Origin of the sequence: Planococcus sp. MB-3u-03 (assembly GCF_002833405.1) — a bacterium.
Taxonomy (GTDB): domain Bacteria; phylum Bacillota; class Bacilli; order Bacillales_A; family Planococcaceae; genus Planococcus.
In genome coordinates this window covers 674,961-696,090 of the sequence record NZ_CP025135.1, presented here as the reverse complement: position 1 = coordinate 696,090, position 21,130 = coordinate 674,961, and the positions used below count along the sequence as shown (strand labels likewise).

The following is a 21,130-nucleotide window of genomic DNA, read 5'->3' as shown; positions in this document are numbered from 1 at the left end:
GGTTCGTTTCGCACGCCCAAAATTGTGTCGTGCACAGGGGCGCCACGTCACACAAACGCCGCTATCTCAAGGTTTTTACCTAGAGAATTGTGTGGTGCACAGGGACATTTACTACTGCTTCTTCTTCCCTTTTCCTTTCCCCTTCTCTACCACTTCAGCTTCAACGCTCACTGCATCGTAAATCGAGTTCGCGAGGAAGCGGTAGCTGTGCTCGGTATGAGCGCGGAATGCTAGAGAGTTGGCAAACAAATTAAACGTCGTCTCTCCCTGTTCAGCCGTGATGGCCATCGTTTGGCCTTGTGCTTGTTCATAGCCAGGCCACCAGCCGGCGAGGTAGAAATCGTCGCTGTCCTGGAAGCTTGCGAGCACTTCTGAGCCTTCAGGAACGCCAGAGATCCACGAACCTGTTGTGACATAAAGGTTTTCTTGTTCTTCATATCCAGCCGTCAGCGGATGCTCTGCGACGTCTGCTTTCACGAGTCCTTCGTGTCGGCTTCCGGTGCTTGTATACGCAAACCCTGGAAGTAAGCCGCTCTTACTCACTGCATTCAAAGCAGGTGCACCGATCCCGACAAAGGTTTTGCCGGTGACTTGTGCTGCATTAAATGAACCGCCATCGCTGACGATGACATCCGCATCTGCAGCGTCCGTCAGTTCAAAGCCAAGCTGGCGTAACGAGAAGTTCAGCTGCGCAGAACCGGTTGCCGCAACACTTGGCTGCTCCAGCACTTCGGTTTCGGCATTTTTGCCGTTGCCGAACACTTGCGTTTCAAAATAATAATCATCGGCATACGCGCGAAGGTCGTTCGTCGCTACGACGAAATCGCCTGCCTCTGCTTTTCCTTTGCTTTCCGTCAGCACTTCCACTGTTTTGCCGTCAGCGAGTAACGCGTTGACGACGCGGATCGCATCGTTCGTAGAATTCTCGAGAATCTGTTTCGGCGGGTTGCCTTTTATTGTGCTTGTCGGAACAACCGCTTCTTCAAGTTCTTGAGTTTTCCCATCGAACAAATCTTCCGTACGAACTTCTTCCAGATCAAAGCCTCTCAAATCGGAGAAGTTGACGACGATCGGGTCATACATCGCATCCCAATCGGAGACGTTATCGCCTTCATAAAGCATGGCATTCGCCAAGCCGCGTTTCGCCTGGTCCATCGGCACGATGAATGTGCCTTTCGGATACTTCACACCGTCCACCTCAACAGGTTTCACGGTCTTCTCGACTTCCACGCCGTTGCGAATCAAATAATCCGCCATCTTATACGCTTCCAACGCATTTTTCTGATTCTTGTCATCTGTCGGAATCACGTAATAATCCGGGAAGAAGTTTTCATTATCCCCGCGGTCGCGGCCGATCACTTCACCCGCCGCATTAACGTAGTATTCATCGACGGCACGGTTATCTTCCCCGTCCACGCCGCGCTTAAAAATCTCCAATTGCTCTTTATACAATTGGTCTTTATTGTCATGCACATAATTTGCCGCACCAAGGCCACTGCCGACCAACGCATTATAGCCGTCCTGGCTCAATGTCGGCACTTCGATTGTATGGCCGAGCGCGCCGTGCAGCATCGCGTAAATCGCCGTATACGCTGGCGTCATATCATCCCAACCGGAGCCATAACCGTCTTTGGCAATGAAATACGATGTCAGCTCTGAATTGGCGATGCCCGCCTGGCCCATCGCATTCGCTTGTTCCATCATATTGTCAATCAACAGATCGTACTCAAAGTTCGGGTTATGCGGCGGTGTTGCCGGTTCGATTAAGAACCCGTCCACATAGCCATGGAAATCCACAAATGATAGTGGCGTCCATTTCGATAGCACTTCATTGACTTGCTGCGTTTCCACTTGCGTCTGGTACGCATTGTCACGGTTCAAGTCAAAGCCCTCGGCGTTCGCACGCGTGTTGGCCACTCTGCCGTCCGGGTTGCTCGTGAACATATAAAGGAAAATCGCATCGTCCAAAACCTCGTCGACGTTCAAATTCTCTTCGAATTCCGTATCGCCATCTGTATTCATGAATTTCACTTCGTCTTCCAAAGCGAATTTCTCCAACAACTCGACTTGCACATCCACGCCTTCCACTTCGTCCGGGTGGATATTATTGAACCAGATCGGCACTTGGTAATCGCCCATCGTATCGTTCTCAAGTTTTTCAATTAAGCTTTCCGGGTCTTCGAGTGCAGTCGGCAAAGTTTCATTCAAATACTGATCGACCGCTGCTTCATCTCGAGCCAAAATGACGAAATGAATATCGCGCCCTTCCACCGTTTTGCCGACGGTCTGATACTCGAGGTAGCGATCGTTGTCCGCATCTTCTTCAGCGGCTTCAAAAATATCATCAATCGCTGGTTTTAATTCATCGTAAAACTTGAACTCATCGTAGACGTTCAATTCGACGATCGCTGCCGCTTTTTCGCCGCTTGCCGAATCAACTAGCGCCAATTCATAATCACCGATAAATTGCTGGTATTGCGTGCGGATCGTCCGGTTGGACAAATCATCCGTCCCGTACAGCAGACCGAATTCCAGCACCGCAGTGATTTGGTTAGTGCCTTCCTCAAAAGAAGGCTCTTCAACGACGGTGATGAACGGGTCGCCATTGTAGCTTTGGCCTTCTGTCCATTGCTGACATTCAGACAACGGCTTTCCGCCAAACTGGAATTCGACATCTTCCAAGTCGACCCCTTCGCCTAAATCAGCCGACACTTCGACAGTGCGCGCTTCGGTCAGTGAAAAGACCGAACGGCTCACTTCAAGCGCAGTCGGTTGGTCAGTCGCGCTAGCCCCCGTTTCATTTGCGGCCATTGTCGGCACAAACGCTGACAATACCAGCACGACCGAGAGCCATCCTGCAAAAACTTTTTTCATCCACATAACATCCCTTCATTGCATAATTTTATTACTAGCTCCTAATATAACAGAATATTTCGTAATCCGAAGTAGGTAAATGGATTAATTCTTAAAAATAGGACTTTATTCCAGTTAATTGTGTGATGCACAGGGACGTCTCAACATATAAACCCTTCCACAACAAGGTTTTTACCCGGAGAATTGTGTCGTGCACAGGGACACGAACCAAAACTTTATGCAAAATTAGGAATTCATGTACAATTAAAGAAAGTACATCTAATTAGCGAGGAGCCTACCTATGGAAACAAGCACATTCAAACTGATCGAAGCGACCATTGAAGATATCCAACAAGCCTTCCGTGACCAAAAACTGACCTCCGTCGAACTGGTCCAAGCCTATCTTGACCGAATCGAAGCACTCGATCAAAACGGCCCGAAAATCAATTCCGTCCGGGCGATCAATCCAGACGCGTTGGCAATCGCAGCCGAGCTGGACGAAAAACGCGGACAGACTGAGCAAGGACCGCTCTACGGAATTCCGGTATTGGTGAAAGATAATATCGAAACGAAAGACTCTATGCCAACTACTGCCGGCGCCATCGCACTTGAACACAACTTCACGAATGAAGATGCTTTTGTAGCGAAGCAACTGCGAAACGCCGGCGCCATCATTCTCGGCAAAGTGAATTTGAGTGAATGGGCGTATTTCATGTCGCAAGACGGCCCGAGCGGCTATAGCTCACTCGCCGGCCAAGTGAAAAATCCGTATGGCATCGATGTCTTCGAACCAGAAGACGTCGGCGGCTCGAGTTCTGGAACGGGTGCTGCGATCGCCTCGAACTTCGCGGTGGTCGGCGTCGGTACCGAAACGTCGGGCTCGATCCTCAGCCCATCAAGCGCCAATTCCATCGTCGGCATCAAACCGACTGTCGGGCTCATCAGCCGCTCGCGCATTATCCCGATTTCTGAAAGCCAGGATACCGCTGGACCGATGGCACGCACCGTTACGGATGCGGCGATTCTCTTAGGCGCGATGACCGGCGTCGATGAACAAGATCCGGCAACACTCGGGAGCGCAGCATGCTCACTCACCGATTACACGCCGCATCTGAAAACAGACGGCTTGAAAGGCGCGCGCATCGGCGTCGACTTATCGTTTTTAAACAATGAAGCACCGGAAGAACGCGCTATTATGGACGCAGCAATCGAGCAAATCAAAGCACTCGCCGCGACCGTCGTCGAATTGACGATTCCCAACAGGAGTTTGAATCAGATGTCTTATGGTACGAATTTAAGCGCGGTGTCAACGACTATCTCGCTACTACACCAGATGACGTACCGGTCAAATCACTCGCTGACGTCATCGCCTTCAACAAACAAGAGCCCGAGCGCCGCATGAAATTCGGCCAGGCAGAACTGGAGAAAGCGCAAAACTTAAGCGACGATCCGAACGACGCGACTTACTTGGAGCACCGCGAAATCGATTGGCGTTCTTCTACGACTGAAGGCATCGACCATGTCATGCAACAACATAAACTCGATGCGCTCCTCTTCCAAAACAACCGCGGCGCGGCGATGCCTGCAAAAGCGGGCTATCCGTCCATTACTGTTCCAGCCGGCTACACGAGCAGCGGACATCCGGTTGGTGTGACGTTCAGTGCGCAGGCATTCAGCGAATCGCGCTTGATTGAACTGGCTTTTTCCTATGAACAAGCGACGCAGAAACGGATTGTACCGGATTTGGAATCGCACTGAATTTTATAGACACATAAAAACACCCTCCGCTTAGCGCTTGGCATATTGCCGGCGTTTCAGCGAAGGGTGTTTTTATAAGAGCTTTAACTTGTTAGCAGGTTAGCGCTTTTATACTCCGGAATAAGCCATGAATCCACCATCGACTGCCATTGTTGTTCCTGTCACGAACGATGAGTACGACTCATCCGCCAAAAACAATAAGGCTCCAAGCAAGTTTTCGGGTTCGCCGAATTTGTTCATTGGCGTTGCTTCTAGGATTTTCTTTGTACGTGCTGTAGGGTTTCCGTCTTTGTCCATCAACAAATCTCGGTTTTGATCTGTTAAGAAAAAGCCTGGAGCAATTGCATTGACGCGTAAGCCTGTTTCTGCAAAATGCACTGCCAGCCATTGCGTGAAGCTGTTGATGGATGCTTTAGCAGCACTATAGGCTGGAATTTTCGTTAGTGGTGCATAGGCACTCATCGATGATAAATTGATAATTGCCGGCGATTCACTTTTCAACAACTCTTGCCCAAATACTTGGCAAGCCAGAAAGGTCCCCGTGAAGTTGAGTGAAAAGACCGAGGAGAAGCCACGCTCATCCAAATCGAAAAAGGATTGTCCCACGGCTTTTTCATCATAGGTTTCAGGAGCCGTGATCGCATCAGGATGATTACCGCCTGCGCCGTTGACAAGCAAGTCGATCCGCCCGAATTTCTCTAGGATTTGTTGTTTTGCCTCTTCCAGTGAATCACGATCCAGCACGTCGACTGGCAACGCAAGCGCCTGTCCCCCTGCTTCAATGATGGAATTGGCTACACTCTCACCTTTTGAAGCGATACGGTTAAGAATCGCGATTTTCATGCCTTGCCGCGAAAGTTCACGCGCCATTTCCGAACACAGGACACCACTGCCCCCTGTAACAACAGCTACACGCCCAGTTAAATTTTTGTGGATAGGAATCATAAAGCACCCTCATTTCCAGACTGATATTAGTCCAAATTAATAGCGAAGTAATGTGTTGCGTTGTGGTAAGAAATATCTTGAATCATCTGGCCGACGAATTCATAATCCGCCGGGATTTCCCCTTCTTCGATCCAGTTTCCGACCAATTGGCACAAGATTCTTCTGAAATAATCGTGGCGTGTAAAGGACAGGAAACTGCGCGAATCCGTCAACATGCCGACAAATAGACTCAATAACCCGGCATTGGCCAATTCTTTCATTTGCCGCATCATGCCATCTTTTTGGTCGTTGTACCACCACCCGGAACCAAATTGAATTTTCCCTTTCATTTCACTTGATTGGAAATTGCCGATTGTGCTGGCCACCATTTCAAAATGGACCGGGTTGAGCGGGTAGATAATCGTTCTTGGCAATACTTCTTTTCGGTCCAAGCTGTTTAGAAATTGATTGAGCGGGCGCGCCAACTCAAAATCATTCATGGAATCGAAGCCACTATCGGCGCCCGCCTGCTCAAACATCCGAGTATTGTTATTGCGCAATGGCCCGATATGCAATTGCATTGCCCAATCGTGTTTCGCATACAGCTCGCCAAGGAACTGCATCGTAAACGTTTTATGCTTTTCTTCTTCTATTTTGGAAGTCTTTTCGCCAGATAACGCTTTTTCGAAAATACTTGCAGCTTCTTCAAAGTGAGTTTCTTGATATGGCAAATACTCAAAGCCGTGATCCGAAATGCGGCATCCGTGCTCGTGGAAATAGTCGACTCTTTCAGCTAAAGCCTTCAAGAAATCGGCATAGTTATGAATAGCCAGCTGAGCTGATGTTCCGAGCTCTTGAATGTAGGAAGTGAATCCGTCAGCAGAAATGGCAAGGCCTTTGTCCGGGCGGAATGTCGGCAGCACTTTCGCTTCAACACTCGCATCTGCAGCAATTTGCATGTGATATTCCAAATTGTCAGCCGGGTCATCGGTAGTGCAAATGACTCTGACATTGCTATCTCTTACTAACTTCTGCACCGAGAACGCATCGGATTGAACAACTGCGTTGAGTTGCTCCCACAACGTCTCCCAGTTTTCTTCTTTAATCACTTCGTGGTAGTTGAAATACTTTTTCAGCTCCAGATGAGACCAGTGATACAAAGGGTTCCCCATCGTATACGGCACCGTGCGGATCCATGCGTGAAATTTCTCTTTGTCGCTGGCATTTCCCGTAATGAATTGTTCATCGATCCCAAATGCGCGCATCGCTCTCCATTTATAATGGTCGCCTTTTAGCCAGACATCGGTAATGTTTTCAAAGCGATGGTCTTCCGCAATCTGTTGCGGACTCAAATGACAATGAAAATCGTATAAAGGAAGATCTTTTGCGTACTCATGATAGAGGATCTTCGCGCTCTTGCTATTCAGTAAAAAATCTTCATCCATAAATTTCATCAGGCCACTCCCAGTAAGGCAATTATTTTCAAAAAGTCTTCGCATTGACTTGCTACTCAAGTCAAGCGTCCGACTCTTTAAATTTCAACTTCGAAACTACCGTTTTCCTTCTCGATTTCGCTGCCATTTACCGACACGGCACGCTTATCGTCCCCGTTCACGTAAAACCGGATTGTGTCGTAAGGCAAAGTGTAAGTTCCTTTAACGTCAAAGTTCAATTCGATTTTTGAAGCGCTCGATTGCATCGAAACCGTGATCGCTGCATGATTTTGCTCGTAGTCTGCAGAAATGCCATCGTCCTCGTACAAGCGATACGTCGAGCTGCCTTCCTCACGATGCGGAAATAGCATAAAGCCCCTTTCCACTTTATCTTTCGTCGCGAAGCCCGGCTCCGCATCATTGATTGGGATGATGCTTCCCGCTTTAATCAGCAACGGATTGTAGTCGAGCGGCGCCGGCACGGTCACAAGCTGACCTCCATCGTGCCATTCAGACGTATGGAAGTTGAACCAGCCGCCTTCATTTACCGGCAAATAGACCGCTCTTTCCGTTTGCCCTTGTTCGACTACTGATGCCACCAAAATGGACTCGCCCAACATGAACTCATCGTTCTCTTCGTACGTTTTGACGTCTTCTCCGAAATCGTAGAAGGTCGGCCGGATAATCGGCTCGTAGTTTGCATGGGCTTCGTACAACGCCGTGTACAAATATGGCGTAATGCGGTGCCTAAACTTCATCAGCTCACGGATCGTACTTGTCGTTTCTTCGTACATCCACGGGACATTGACGGTTTGATCGTCGTTCCAAGAATGAATCGTGAAGCGCGGATGGAAGATGCCATTTTGTACCCAGCGCACTAGCAACTCGGGTTCCGGAGCAGGCCCTGAAAATCCGCCGATGTCATGGCCGACATTGTAAATACCGGACATGCTCAGCCCCAAGCCCATTTTGATATTGTATTTAAGCGATTTCCAATTCGTGTAATTATCACCAGACCAAGTTTGGACATAGCGCTGCATACCTGGGCTGCCAGAACGAGAAATCAAGTAAGGACGTAAATGAGGTGCATATTCTTTTTGCGCTTCATAGGATGCCTTCATCATGAGCAGTGGCTGGATAGCACGCATTGTTTCAAATGGCAGCTCTTTGCCGAATCCATTGGAGACAGCCTCTGTCGACCAGACTTCGAATTCGTTATTGTCATTCCATGTGGAGTCAATGCCGTACTCCAATAACTGGGATGTGACATTTTCTTTCCACCATTGAATGGCTTTTACATTGGTGAAATCAATATAGGCGCCAACTTCGTCCCAGAACTGAACCATTTCCACTTCGCCTGAACGGTTGCGGATGAACACGCCTTGTTTTTCCAGCTCCTCGAATTGAGGATGGCTTTTCAATAGCGCCGGCTTGATGTTCGCGCATAACTGCACGCCCTTTTGATGGTATTCATCGATAAAGCCTTTCGGATCGGGGAACTTGTCCCGGTTCCAAGTAAACACATAGCGCTTGTCGCCGATTGAAGTATAGCCCGAAGACAATTGGAACGAATCGCAGATGATGTCGTTTTCTTCACAAAGTTCGATAAAACGTTTTAGTTGCTCTTGGGCATCAGGTGCATCGGTATAGGTCATCGTCGACCCAGAATAGCCAAGACTCCACTTCGGAGAGAAGATGGTTTTACCCGTTAGCCAAGAATAGCGTTTCACAACATCTTTCACTTCTGGCCCGGCAATTATGTAATAATCCAAGTCTCCGGCGAATGAATGATAGTAGCGGTACCAACCGTGGTAGTTATCCATTTCATTGCCCATGTCGAAAACACTTTGCGCCATATTGTCGTAGAAAATCCCAAAAGAAATATCCGATTGTTTATTGCGCGTAATGTAAAACGGAATGTGTTTATACAATGGATCTGTGTGTTGTGCGTCATATCCCATTGGATCGACGCTCAGCATCCGGTAGCGTTTGCCATAACGGTCCATATCGCCGCTTTTTTCCCCTAAGCCGAAATACTGCTCATCGTGATTTCTTTGCAAGTAATGGAATATGCCATTTCCAAGTGAACCGTCGAAATTATACGCTTGGGTTTTCCGGTCAGCTGCAATCTCGGTGAGTTTTCCGTCTCTTCCTTTGAAAAACCACTTGATTTTAAAACCGTCTAAGTCGATGGATAGTTTGACCATTTCCGTTTCAACGCTCGCTGTGTTTCCTTCGGTATGCGCGTCATAAGAAGGAAGTGAAAACGGCGACAAATCAAAACGGCTTCTGCCTTCAAATGGGACATCGTCCATTCCCGGAGCGACCAGCCATGTATTGTCAACTTCTAGTTGATCACCTTTTGTCATCAGCACTCGGATGATATCTTGTTCCAATACCATCACTTGTGCGGTGACTGATGGATCTCCAAGATGGAACGTGAGGACATTGTCTTGTTCTTTTTGAAATTCAAATAAATACTGTTCTTTTAAAGACATAAGCGGTTCACCCTTTCGTTGTGCATTGAAAAACCTTATTTTTTAGGAATGTTGCATGCCCAGATTAATACCCGAGCAAATTCGGCAACCACATGCTGATTGAGGGAATATACGTAACCAATAAAAGGACCACGATGATCGCTGCATAAAATGGAATGAGTGGTTTGATAACATCTTCAATATCCAAATTCGCAATACTGGATCCGACAAATAACGCACTGCCTACAGGAGGCGTGATGTTCCCGATGCTCAAGTTCATGACCATCATGATGCCAAAATGAATTGGATCCATATCGAAACCGACCACAATCGGCAAGAAAATCGGCGTAAATATAAGGACAGCCGGCGTGATATCCATAAAAGTTCCAATAAATAATAAGAAGAGATTCAAGATCAGCAACAAAATAATTGGGTTTTCTGAAATGCCCATGATCAGTTCACTGATTGCTGACGGAATACCGGTAAATGCCATTACCCATGACATGACCGCCGAAGCGGATACGAGCAGCATGATGACAGCCGTTATTTCCACCGATTCCATGATGATTCTTGGAAGGTGCTTGAACTTAACCGCGCCATAAGCCAAAGAGAGAATAAAGGTATACGCAACTGCAACGGCTGCTGCTTCTGTCGCAGTGAAAATCCCTGACAAGATTCCCCCGATGACAATGACAATCAACATCAAACTAGGAATCGCATCCAAAAATGTTTTGAAAGCTACTTTAAAGCTGACTCTTTCTGAGGTTGGGTAATTTCTTCTTTTCGCGATAATAAAGGCGACGACTATACAAGCGAAAGCCCATAGTAAGCCTGGCAAATATCCTGCAACAAACAATGCCGCGACGGATGTTCCTCCACTGACAAGCGAATAAATGATTAAAGTACCGCTTGGCGGAATAATCAAACCGATCGGTGCTGAGGCAACATTGACCGCTGCGGAAAATTTCGGGTCATACCCTTCTTTTTTCTGCAAAGGCCCCATAACGCCGCCAATAGCGGCAGCGGCAGCAACAGAAGAACCAGACAGCGAACCGAACAAGGTGTTACCAAGTACGTTCGTATGTGCGAGTGCACCTGGTGCGCGCCCAACAAGTACCTTGGCAAAGTTAATCAAACGCTCGGCAACCCCGCCGTTATTCATCAAGATCCCTGCCAATATGAAGAATGGAACTGCCAGCAAGGTGAAACTATCGAGCCCCGTAACAAGTTTCTGGCTAGCGGTGAAAATCGCCATATCCATAGGTAAACTAATCAATATTGCTGCCAATGAAGCAATGATGATACTGACCGATATCGGTACACTGATAATGAGCATCACTGCAAATACAATCGCTAATACGATTCCTGCCTCCAACGCCATAACATTCACTTCCTTATTCTAGAATCTCATCTGACTCAAACTTGGTTTTTACGTTTTTCATTTTTTTATGATTGCGGAAATGCTCGATGATATGGATGACCGCGTAGAATAAAAATAAGATACCTGCAATGATTAAGCTTAAATACAAATACTGCGTCGGCATATTCAAGGCAGATGAGACTTGCCCGACTGAATTTTGATAAGCTTGCATGCCTCCGTAGAGCAAGACGATGAAAATAAACGCCAACACAATGAGTTCAACAAGCATATCCACATAGAACTTAAACTTTTCTGGTATTTTACGTGCTACAAATACAACGGCTAAATGCTTTTTTTGGCCGTATGCATAGGCTGAACCAAGCATCGTAAGCCAAATCAGGGAATAGCGCAGAAATTCTTCCGATACTGTACTTGGTGAATTTAAGACAAAACGTGTAAACACTTGCCAACAAGCTACTAGAACCATTGCTACCATCAAGGAACATGTTAAAAATGCCGTGATCTTATCCACAATATCTCTCATTGGGATTCTCTCCATTCCTGAAATAAATTAAGGGTCTCACAAGTGCAAGGGTTTCTTGCCACTAGTTGAGACCCTTTTTTCATTGTTTATTCGACGTAGCTTTGGAAGTCTTCGAAGTAACGTTTGCTGTCTTCGCTTTCAGACTGGTACGTCTCATGAAGCGGTGATGCAGCATCAATAAACGGCTGTTTGTCGATGTCATAGAACGTTACCCCCATTTCTTCTGCGTCTGTAATTGCTGTTTCAATGGCATCAGCCCATACTTGCTTGTGGCTTTCAGATGATTCAACTGCTGCATCAGAAATGGCTTGCTGCTGCTCTTCTGACAATCCGTCCCACATGCTAGTGCTGACGATCAAGACGTCCGGTACATACTGATGCTCTGTGTAGCTGTATGCCTTAGCTACTTCACCGTGTTTATTGCTCGTCAAGCCTGTTTCGTTATTTTCCGCACCGTCGATGACTCCTTGCTGAAGTGAAGTGTATACTTCACCGAAAGACATTGGTGTTGGTGCTCCGCCCATCGCTTCGATCATTGCGATAGATGTTGGGCTCTCTTGAACACGGATCTTCATGCCGTTCATATCTTCTGGTGTCGCAATTTCTTTATCCGCGGTATAGATGCTCCGCTGGCCGCCTGTGTACCAACCGGCTGCGAAGAATCCTTCATCCCGCGTATTTTGGAAAATTTCCTGAACCGCTTCGCTATTATCCATTACGTTGAAATAATGTTCTTCACTTTGGAACACATAAGGAAGTGAGAAAATGGAGTAATTGCTGTCAAAAGATTCTAGAGCACTTGCGCTGACTTTTGCCATATCGAGTGTTCCTGATTTCACGAGTTCGATGACACCACGTTCATCACCCAATTGCCCATTTGGGAACAATTCGATTTCCACACTGTCTCCTGAATTTTCGGCAGTCACCTCAGACAGCTCAACGAGTGAGGTATGTACCGGATGATCTTCGCCCTGGTTATGAGCAAGTCGCAAAGAGACAGATTCTCCTTCTCCTTCACCTTCAGTACTTCCTTGCGCGCTGTCATCGTTTCCGCAAGCTGCTAGCAATAAAAATGAACTTAGACCGATCGTTGCGAATGAAAACCCTTTTTTGAATTCCATATGAAATTCCTCCTTTTTTATAAAACGCTTTCAATTATCAAAATGCCCTGCAGCGATTTTCATGAGTGGATCCTTTGCTTTATCGAACTAGTTGAAAATTCCGTGAACTCAAGTTATTGAGTAACAAACGAACAGTTCTCCTCCTAAAACAAACAATTGTCATTCTAAAGGCAAACGCTTTCATTTTGTTGAAAAATATAAATTTACATTAGACTTGAGACAACAACAAAATAACAACGTTGTTATTACAAATTTCATCTTAAAGTAATATAACTAAATAATCAAGTACGTTTTTTGAAATTTCTTTTTTCGGCGGGTCAAGTGGCTGAATCCAAGCTATTGCAAAGCGATACTTTTGGCATTGCTTCTGTTAGTATGCAATTGATATCATGTTTTTGAACCCATACGAAATTTTAAAACGCTTACATGGAGGGAGGGTTATTATGACCATCACAATAAAAGATTTGGCTGTTGTTGCCGGAGTCAGTTACTCAACGGTGTCAAAAGCATTAAATGACAGTTCACTTGTTAAACCCGAAACAAAAGATCGAATTATAAAGATCGCAAAAGAAATGGGATACGAACCGAATTATGCAGCTCAACGCCTGGTTTCAAAAGAATCGAAAGTCATCGGCCTTATTTGGCCGACTTTGGAACGTGTGGCGCCATCTGTACTCGTGACAAAAATCAACGAAGAAATATCGAAAAGCTCGTACTCAATGATTCTGTCCGTCAATCCCCTTCAAACCTCTCTTGAAATGTTCAAGCGCTTCCAAGTAGACGGAGTGATTATCTTTAACGAATACCTGAATGATATGCCTACGACTTTCCCTTTGCCTTGCCTAACATATGGTGTCAAAAAAGACACGCCTTTCCCGGTGATCGATGTGAATTACCAAGGAGCGATGAATGATGCCGTGATGTATTTATATGAACTTGGCCATCGCGATATCGCCTTTATCGGTGATCTTACAACCGATGACGAGCGGCAAATAGAAAAAGCAGCCGGCTTTAAAAAAGCCATGAAAAAGTTCGGGATCTACCAGGAAGACCATATACTCGATACAGAAGGCTTGGGCTGGTACGACGGCTATATGGCGACCGTCCGCCTTATCAATTCCCCATACCGCCCAACGGCTATCATTAGTGCCAGTTACGATATTAGCGCCGGCCTCATTCGCGCCCTAAGGCAGGAAAACTATACGATTCCAAATGATATTTCCGTACTCAGCTACGACAATATCCCGCAAATGGCGAATATGGAAATTCCGCTGACAAGTGTCGGTGCACCAGTAGAGGAGATTGCTCAAGCGATGGTCCAGACTTTGACGCGTTACATCAAAGATCCGGATTCTGTTCCCGCTGTCCAAACTTTGACTCCAGTGATTACCGAAAGAAGTTCTTGTGCTGCAATTGGCACGCCAACAGAAAAGTAATCGTCACAAAAACGGATGCTTCCATTTCATGTTCAGAAATGGAAGCATCCGTTTTCTATTTCACAAATCAATATGCCTCTCCCGTTTACTTGGCGTCGTCTTTGCTAAACAATCGCAGATCAAAAACGCCGCTTGCAATAGCGGCGTTTTTTACTGTTTATTTGTGTCAACAAGAAGCTCTATCGATCAATGCTGGTGTGAAACGTTCAACCACCGGTGTATCCGATGTTTTTTCACCTTTGATATGCTCAAGCAGCAACTCAGCGGCACGATGAGCCATATCCACTTTCGGCTGCTCCACGACCGTAATCGGCGGTGTATAGAAGCTCGCAAAGGCGACTTCATCGACGCCGATAACTGCCACATCCCCCGGAATCGAGAGTTGATGGTGTTTGATATACTTCAGCACTTCGGTCAGTACAATGTCGTTGCCAGCCACAATGGCTCCTGGCCTTGGCTCGAGCTGAAACAAGCCATGCAGCGTCTCTTGAAGCAACTCAGCATCCGCAGTTTTGACGTATTCCGGTCGCACTGGAATGCCGTGCTTTTCCAATGCGCTCTTGTAGCCATCGATGCGCTCAACGCGCGGGCTGATGTTGCGGATGACTGAGGTAGTGATCATCGCAATTTTTGTGTAATCGAGCGATACGAGCTTATCGACAGCAAGTTCCGCTGCCCGCCGATTATCAAGCATCACCGTGTCGATGGCATACCCTTCCACTTGGCGGTCCATAAAGACAATCGGAAAATTCCTTTTTGTCATTTGTTCATACAAATCCAGGTTTTCACCGGTCGGAAAAACGATCAGGCCGTCGACTTGTTTGGCCAGCAGCATTTCAATGTAATTGCGTTCTTTTTCCGGGTCGTCGTCTGCGTTGCAAATAATGGTGTGAAAACCTTGCTTGTTGAACTCGGTTTCCAGCGTCCTGATAATGTGCGTGGAAAAAGAATGGAGAATATTGGCGACGATTACCCCAACCGTATAAGTGTTCTTTTGCGACAGACTTCTCGCCACAATGTTCGGATGATAGTTCAGTTCTTGGATCGCCTGTTCAATGCGCTCTCTCGTTTTTTCGCTCATGTATTCATAACGTTTGTTCAAATACTGTGAAACCGTGCTTTTCGACGTGTTTGCATGCTTCGCTACGTCGGCCATTGTTACATTTTTCATCGTCACTCAAACTCCCGGATAAAACAGATTAGCGTTGTTCAGCAAGGGCGCTGCGTTTTGTCTCGTACGCATCCCATAAGCCGTGCAAATACATAATTCCCAGTGCTCGGTCATATAAACCATAGCCCGGTCGGCATACTTCACCAAAAATATGGCGGCCATGATCTGGACGCACGTAGCCCGTAAAGTTCTGCTCATGCAATTCCTTCACAACCCCTTTAATATCGATCGAGCCATCTTGCGTGTAATGAGAGGTTTCGGTAAAGTCGCCATTATCGTAAATCTTTACGTTGCGGATATGCGCAAACGGCGAACGATTGGCATATTTCTTCGCAATCGCTACCATATCATTCGATTTGCTGGCGCCCATGGAACCGGTGCACATCGTAAATGCATTTGATGGCGAATCGGAAATTTCGATGAGTTTTTCATAGCTGGCTTCACCTGTAATGATGCGCGGTAAGCCGAAAATGGAGAACGGGGGATCGTCCGGATGGATAGCCATTTTGATGCCTGCTTGTTCTGCAACCGGTAAGATCTCTTTCAGGAAAATCTCCAGTTCGCCCATAGCTTCGCCTCGTCAATTTCTTTATACGCTTCGAACAATTCGGTGATGCGATCCAATTTCTCGGGTTCCCAGCCTGGCAAAGTCAAATCCGATGCTTCGCTGACAGTGCGGATCAATTCTTTCGGATCGGCATCTTTTACTTTGGCATTCTCAAAGAACAACGCCGTCGAGCCGTCTTCCAGCGGATGGAACATTTCCGTACGCGTCCAGTCGAAAATCGGCATGAAGTTGTAGCAAATCACTTTGACGCCCGCTTCTGCTAAATTGCGGATCGACTCTTTGTAGTTTTCGATATACTGCGCACTTTCGCTATTGCCCAGCTTAATGGATTCATGGACGTTGACGCTTTCCACAACATCCGCATGAAAACCGTGCGATTCGATATACGCAACTTCTTTCGCAATGTCTTCTTTTGACCAGACTTCTCCAGCCGGTTTATCGTGAAGTGCCCAAACGATGCCTTTGACGCCTGGAATTTGTTTAATGTGTTCGAGTGTGACCGTATCATTGCCTTGACCATACCAGCGAAATGTCATATTCATGAGTTATGCTCCTTTATTATTCGATTTTTTCTGCGTATTTCCGGCTCAATTCCACGGCCGCTTCGTAACCACCAGCGGCATATGCTTTGTTCAAGTCACTGCCAATTCCCGCTGCGACGGCTCCTGCAGCTAACCAGTCCTGAATATTATCCAAGTTAATGCCGCCTGTCGGCATGATGCGCACGTGAGGCAGCGGCCCGTTAACGGATTTAATAAATGACGGCGTAAAGTTATTCGCCGGGAATAGTTTGATGACCTCACATCCTGCTTCCAATGCTTTGACCATCTCGCGGATCGTCATGCACCCTGGCAAATAAGGAATCCCATAACGGTTGCAGACTGGCGCTATGGTTTCGTCGAAATGAGGACTAACGATAAATTTCGCTCCAGACAGAATGGCATGGCGAGCAGTCTCGGCATCCAACACGGATCCAGCTCCAAGTAAGACGTCTGTTCCGTGTAAGGCGTCAAATGCTTTTTGCACTTGCGGCGTTGTGTAAGTTAATTCGATGGCACGGATGCCGCCTTCCACCGCTGCTTTTGACAGTTCCACAGCTTCTTCGGCGCTGCTGCCGCGAATGACCGCAACCACTTTCGTATCGGTAATACTTGCTAGAATTTCATGCTTCAACATTTTGTATTTCCCCCTTTAACGTTCGACCAATTTTTCTTTGCGCACCAACGCCAGCACTTCCTGCAAATACGGCAGCCCCTCGTTGTCTCCGGACACTGTCGTCACTAAAGCACCGACGCCATTGGCAAACTCGAGCGCATCTTCCGGGCCATACCCGTGAAGCACTGCGTAAATATAACCCGCATCAAAGCCGTCCCCAGCCCCTACTGTATCCACTACGGTCACATTGAACGCCTCTTTCGTATGCCACGTACCTTTTTGATAGACTCTAGAGCCGTTGCCGCCGTCTTTGATGACCAGTTGGCAAATATCGTATTGTTGTGCGAAACCTTCTAATGCTTGTTCTGTTGCAATGCCATTCAGCATTTCAATCTCATCCAAGCCTGTCAATAAAATATCGACTGAAGGGAGGATTTCCCGATATGCTGCTTGCGCTTCTTCCAAGGTCCATAACTTTAAGCGGATGTTCGGATCGAACGACACACGGATATTTTGCTCGCCGGCAATTTTCAATACTTGCTTAACGATTGCCAAGTTTTTTGGATCGATTGCCAAGAACACGCCCGTCAAATGCACAAGATTCACACCTTCGAACATCTCATTCGTGATATCTTCCGCTTCCATCGTCAGTATTGGCGATTGATAACGGTAGTAGAAGGTTTTTCCTGAACCGTCTTCACGGATTTCTTTAAAGTTCAGCGAGGTCGGATAATTTTCAACAAACTGCACGTCCGACATATCGATGCCCTCTCCTCGTGCAAAGTTGTAAATGACACGTCCAAACTCATCTCCACCGAGACGGCTAACCCACTTTGTCTCCATACCCAGACGCGCACTGCCGATCGCAAAGTTCAACTCCGCACCGCCGACTTTCCGCGTAAAAGCTGGAACATAGCGAAGCGGTCCTGTTTCTGATGGGTTAAATGTAATCAATGCATCTCCCAATGTTAAAATTTTATAAGTGTCTGCCATAATCAGTACCTCTCCCAACCTACTTTTCATCATTTAATAAACCGGTTTAGTAAAAGTATAGTTGATAGCGTTTTCAAAATCAACTTCGCTTGCGCATTATTCTGAAAATGAAATGATGGCTTGTCTGATATAAAACAAGAGCTGCTCATCTTTTTAGATGGACAGCTCTTGTTGGACATTTCAATAGGAACTCAATTCTCGAACAAACTTCTCCTCTTTAACGCGGCACATACGCATAAGCCTGATCGTCTTCTGTCACTTCCACCAACACTTCAGACGGAACCTCTTGCTCCATAGCTTGTTGCTCATTAATCTTCACAGGCGCCAGTTCTTTCAAGCTCTCCAAATTGCGGTACTTCAAGGCTTTCAGGCCGAAGTTGATCTTCACTTTATAATTTTCCTCGATGCTTTTCACTTTCTCTTCGATGCTTTGAATCAACGCATGATTCTCCACAACGATCTCGGCCAAAGTCTGCGATTTCACATCGGCTTCTTCGTAATTTCGGATGGTCCGGAGATACGGCTCGTAGCATTCCTGGATGAATTGCACATTCAATAGCAATAATTCCTGTTTGGCGTTGAAGCGCCCGATGAGTTGCTCGTACTCTTTTTTCACCGGGGCCTCTCCCCATTTGCGCAGCGTTTCGTGCTCTTTCAAACTTTCGACACTCGCGACGATTGCTTTCAAGTCTTTCGTCAGAACTTTCAAGTCCTGCAGCGTCGCCGTGTAAAAGCCTTCGATTTCCGCGTCTTCCACGCCGCCAAGTGTGATGCCGTTTCTGCGGAAGCGTTCGATGACTTCCTTGAAATAGCCGAAACGCGCATCGATCCTCCCGGCGAAATCGTGTTCACGGTGTTGGATCAGCGTGTTCAATTTCTGTTCCATGCTCTTCAAGGAACTTTGGATTTCCATGAGTTGCTGCTGGCCGACCACCGTCGTCAACAAGCTCATGCTCGCATGGGCCACGAGCCCAGGGTTCACCCGTTTCACCAACACCGCCTGCTCGTATATCCCTTTCACGCCGTCTTTTTTCACCGCCGGCATATAGCCCTTGCCATTCACCCGCTCGATCAAGCTCATGCTCTTATCCTTCAATCCCTTGACCACTTCCGGGCTGAACTCGACGCGGAACGTCCGGCTTTGCTGGAAAATCACCGCTCCGTCTTTCAAGGTCTCGGCAATGACCGGAATCATATTCGCCGGGATCTCGATCCGCTTGTAGCCGCTCTTGACGAGTTCCGCATCCTCCACTTCCGTCACGACCGGGTTCAAATAGCTATCGTCCTCTTCCGGCTCAGGCTCCTCAATTTCAACCGCTTCTTCCACGCTTTCGCTAGGCGTTTCTTCTATTTGAACAGCTGCGTCTTGATTCTTTCTGAAATAAATAAAGGCACCAACTAATACAACTAAAACTGCCGCAATCAAGAGATAAATATATTCCATTAGCTACGCCTCATTTCTTTGGTAGTTCATAGTTTACTAAAGAAATATTGATTAATAAAATACTTAAGCCGCATCCGGTAAGCTTTGAGCTTGCCGAATACGGCTTTTTCTTCGTGTTATTGTTGCCGAGCGGGATTTCGCCTATGCGTTTTCTTTTTCCACTCGCTCTTCCGGAATGATCTGGTTCAAAGCAATCGCCATAAAGCAGGCGATGGTGATGCCAGATCCGCCGAACAATAGCTTGATAACTTCCGGAAACGCATTCATCGCATCGGGCACTTGGCTTAATCCGAGACCGAATACTAAAGACAAGCCAATGATGATCTTGGCTCTTTCATTCAAAGGTTCTGATGTCAGGATGTCTATGCCGGTTAACGTAATCTGAGAAAAGATGATGACGGTCGCGCCGCCAATAACTGCTGGGGGCATTGTGGAGATTAAAGCCCCAATCTTAGGGATAAGGCCTGCTAATATTAAAAACCCAGCGCCAACAGCAACGACATATCTGCTCATGACTTTGGTAAATGCGATCATCCCTACATTTTGGCTAAACGATGTATTCGGCAAGGAATTAAAGATCGCACCTAAAGAAGAGGTGAACCCATTAGCTATGACTGAGCCCGAAAGCTCTTTTTCCGTGGGTTCCCTGCCCGCTCCCCCGGTCGTCATGGCCGTCACATCGCCAACGGTCTCAACCGATGTCACGATAAACATGATCATCATTGGGAGGATAGCTCCCCAGTAAAATTCCATCGGGAAGTAAAATGGCTGCGGAACGGAAAACCATGAAGCTTCTCTGATGGGGCCAAATTCGACCATCCCGAGCGGCAGCGCCACCATATAACCAATGACAATGCCGATTAAAATGGAGGACGTTTTAGCCATTCCTTTTGCATATCGATTTAAAAACAGCACGATTGCAAGTACGAGTAAAGCTACCAACCAGTTTTTAGCCGATCCGAAGTTTGCAGATCCACTGCCTCCAGCCATCGAGACAATCCCTGTAGGCAACAGTGACAAACCGATCGTCAGCACGACTGTACCGGTGACGATTTTTGGAAAGAATCTTCTTATTTTCCTTATGAAAAACCCTAAGGCGCCGCCGAACAAACCGCCGATAAGGCTGGCACCCAATAATCCGCCGATGCCATAGGAGCCGGCGATAACGAGATTAGTCGGCAAAAATCCGAAGCTCGTTCCCATCACGACCGGGAGCCGCGCCCCGACCAGCCATATTGGGTAACATTGGATGATCGTTGCAATTCCAGCCATGACCATGGCGCTTTGAATCAAAATCGTCAAATCCGCTCCGGTGATGCCGACCGCACCTGCAATGATGATCGGGACAGCAACATTCCCTAAAAACATCGCGAAAATATGCTGCAATCCTAATGGTATGGCTTCTCTTAATGGAGGTACGCCATCCACATCGTATTTGTTTGTATTCCTAGCCTTTGTATCAGCTCCAACTACTTCCTTCATACAACACCTCTTTTCAATTTTATTCAGTTATTATTCGATCCACCGTGTCATCTTCGATATATAGGACTCTGCGCTCCATGCGGACGCTTTCCGCGGACGAAGCGCTGAGCCTCCTCGGCGCGAGCGTCTGTGGGGTCTCATCACTCCGTTCTTCCGCAGGAGTCGCCGCATTGCGCTCCGAGTCCTTGAGATATTGTTTACGAAAAGTGTAGTAGTTCGTGACTCTCCTTGATTTGATCCACCCACTAACTTACTAACAGATATGGAGCAAAACAGCTGCGACTCCTGCGGTAAAGCGAGACGACCGAGACCCCGCAGGGAGCGCAGAGACCGAGGAGGCTTGGGCGCGAGCCCGCGGAAAGCGCAGCTGTTTTGCGGAATATCGACTTATTAGTCAACCTCTATACTTGG

Annotated in this window: 13 protein-coding genes and 2 pseudogenes; 2 read left to right on the top strand and 13 right to left on the bottom strand. The window is 47.1% G+C overall.

From position 1 onward, the window contains the following. Positions 1 to 111: 111 nt before the first annotated feature. A complete protein-coding gene (locus tag CW734_RS04755) occupies positions 112 to 2,874 on the bottom strand; it encodes a M14 family metallopeptidase (RefSeq protein WP_232787155.1) in 2,763 nt (920 codons plus the stop codon). 280 nt (positions 2,875 to 3,154) lie between these two features. Between CW734_RS04755 and CW734_RS04750 the strand changes: the two are divergent. Next, positions 3,155 to 4,611: pseudogene (locus CW734_RS04750) on the top strand (amidase family protein). Positions 4,612 to 4,719: 108 nt separating this feature from the next. Here CW734_RS04750 and CW734_RS04740 read toward each other — a convergent pair. The 6 genes from CW734_RS04740 to CW734_RS04715 all read right to left on the bottom strand — a co-directional run bounded on the left by CW734_RS04740 (position 4,720) and on the right by CW734_RS04715 (position 12,470). After that, positions 4,720 to 5,556, bottom strand: coding sequence for an SDR family oxidoreductase (locus CW734_RS04740; RefSeq protein WP_101189648.1), 837 nt, complete (start codon positions 5,554 to 5,556; stop codon positions 4,720 to 4,722). 26 nt (positions 5,557 to 5,582) lie between these two features. Then, the gene (gene uxaC / locus CW734_RS04735) at positions 5,583 to 6,992 is read right to left on the bottom strand and encodes a glucuronate isomerase (RefSeq protein WP_101192138.1); all 1,410 of its coding nucleotides are present in this window, start codon (positions 6,990 to 6,992) and stop codon (positions 5,583 to 5,585) included. 74 nt (positions 6,993 to 7,066) lie between these two features. Beyond that, positions 7,067 to 9,466, bottom strand: coding sequence for a glycoside hydrolase family 31 protein (locus CW734_RS04730; protein ID WP_101189647.1), 2,400 nt, complete (start codon positions 9,464 to 9,466; stop codon positions 7,067 to 7,069). 64 nt (positions 9,467 to 9,530) lie between these two features. Beyond that, a complete protein-coding gene (locus tag CW734_RS04725) occupies positions 9,531 to 10,826 on the bottom strand; it encodes a TRAP transporter large permease (RefSeq protein WP_101189646.1) in 1,296 nt (431 codons plus the stop codon). A 13-nt stretch (positions 10,827 to 10,839) separates the two neighbouring features. After that, the gene (locus CW734_RS04720; protein ID WP_101189645.1) at positions 10,840 to 11,349 is read right to left on the bottom strand and encodes a TRAP transporter small permease; all 510 of its coding nucleotides are present in this window, start codon (positions 11,347 to 11,349) and stop codon (positions 10,840 to 10,842) included. An 86-nt stretch (positions 11,350 to 11,435) separates the two neighbouring features. Beyond that, positions 11,436 to 12,470 (bottom strand): TRAP transporter substrate-binding protein, encoded by a 1,035-nt coding sequence (locus CW734_RS04715; protein ID WP_101189644.1) that lies wholly within the window; start codon positions 12,468 to 12,470, stop codon positions 11,436 to 11,438. Positions 12,471 to 12,913: 443 nt separating this feature from the next. Here CW734_RS04715 and CW734_RS04710 point away from each other — a divergent pair, with 443 nt between their 5' ends. Next, positions 12,914 to 13,906, top strand: a complete 993-nt coding sequence (locus tag CW734_RS04710; protein WP_101189643.1) for a LacI family DNA-binding transcriptional regulator — start codon at positions 12,914 to 12,916, stop codon at positions 13,904 to 13,906. Between the two features lie 166 nt (positions 13,907 to 14,072). Here the strand turns inward: CW734_RS04710 and CW734_RS04705 are convergent, their stop codons facing one another. From CW734_RS04705 to CW734_RS04680, 6 genes and pseudogenes are all read right to left on the bottom strand, one after another. Next, positions 14,073 to 15,077, bottom strand: coding sequence for a LacI family DNA-binding transcriptional regulator (locus CW734_RS04705; RefSeq protein WP_101189642.1), 1,005 nt, complete (start codon positions 15,075 to 15,077; stop codon positions 14,073 to 14,075). A gap of 28 nt (positions 15,078 to 15,105) precedes the next feature. Next, positions 15,106 to 16,187: pseudogene (uxuA, locus tag CW734_RS04700) on the bottom strand (mannonate dehydratase). A 16-nt stretch (positions 16,188 to 16,203) separates the two neighbouring features. Then, a complete protein-coding gene (locus CW734_RS04695; protein ID WP_101189641.1) occupies positions 16,204 to 16,821 on the bottom strand; it encodes a bifunctional 2-keto-4-hydroxyglutarate aldolase/2-keto-3-deoxy-6-phosphogluconate aldolase in 618 nt (205 codons plus the stop codon). A gap of 15 nt (positions 16,822 to 16,836) precedes the next feature. Beyond that, complete coding sequence (locus CW734_RS04690; RefSeq protein ID WP_101189640.1) at positions 16,837 to 17,793, bottom strand: sugar kinase; 957 nt, start codon at positions 17,791 to 17,793, stop codon at positions 16,837 to 16,839. A 217-nt stretch (positions 17,794 to 18,010) separates the two neighbouring features. Then, positions 18,011 to 19,237 carry a DUF1572 domain-containing protein gene (locus tag CW734_RS04685; protein ID WP_101189639.1) on the bottom strand — a complete coding sequence of 409 codons (1,227 nt, stop codon included), beginning with the start codon at positions 19,235 to 19,237 and terminating at the stop codon, positions 18,011 to 18,013. A gap of 141 nt (positions 19,238 to 19,378) precedes the next feature. After that, on the bottom strand, positions 19,379 to 20,719 hold the full coding sequence (locus tag CW734_RS04680) for a uracil-xanthine permease family protein (RefSeq protein ID WP_101189638.1): 1,341 nt from the start codon (positions 20,717 to 20,719) through the stop codon (positions 19,379 to 19,381). Between the last annotated feature and the right edge of the window lie 411 nt (positions 20,720 to 21,130).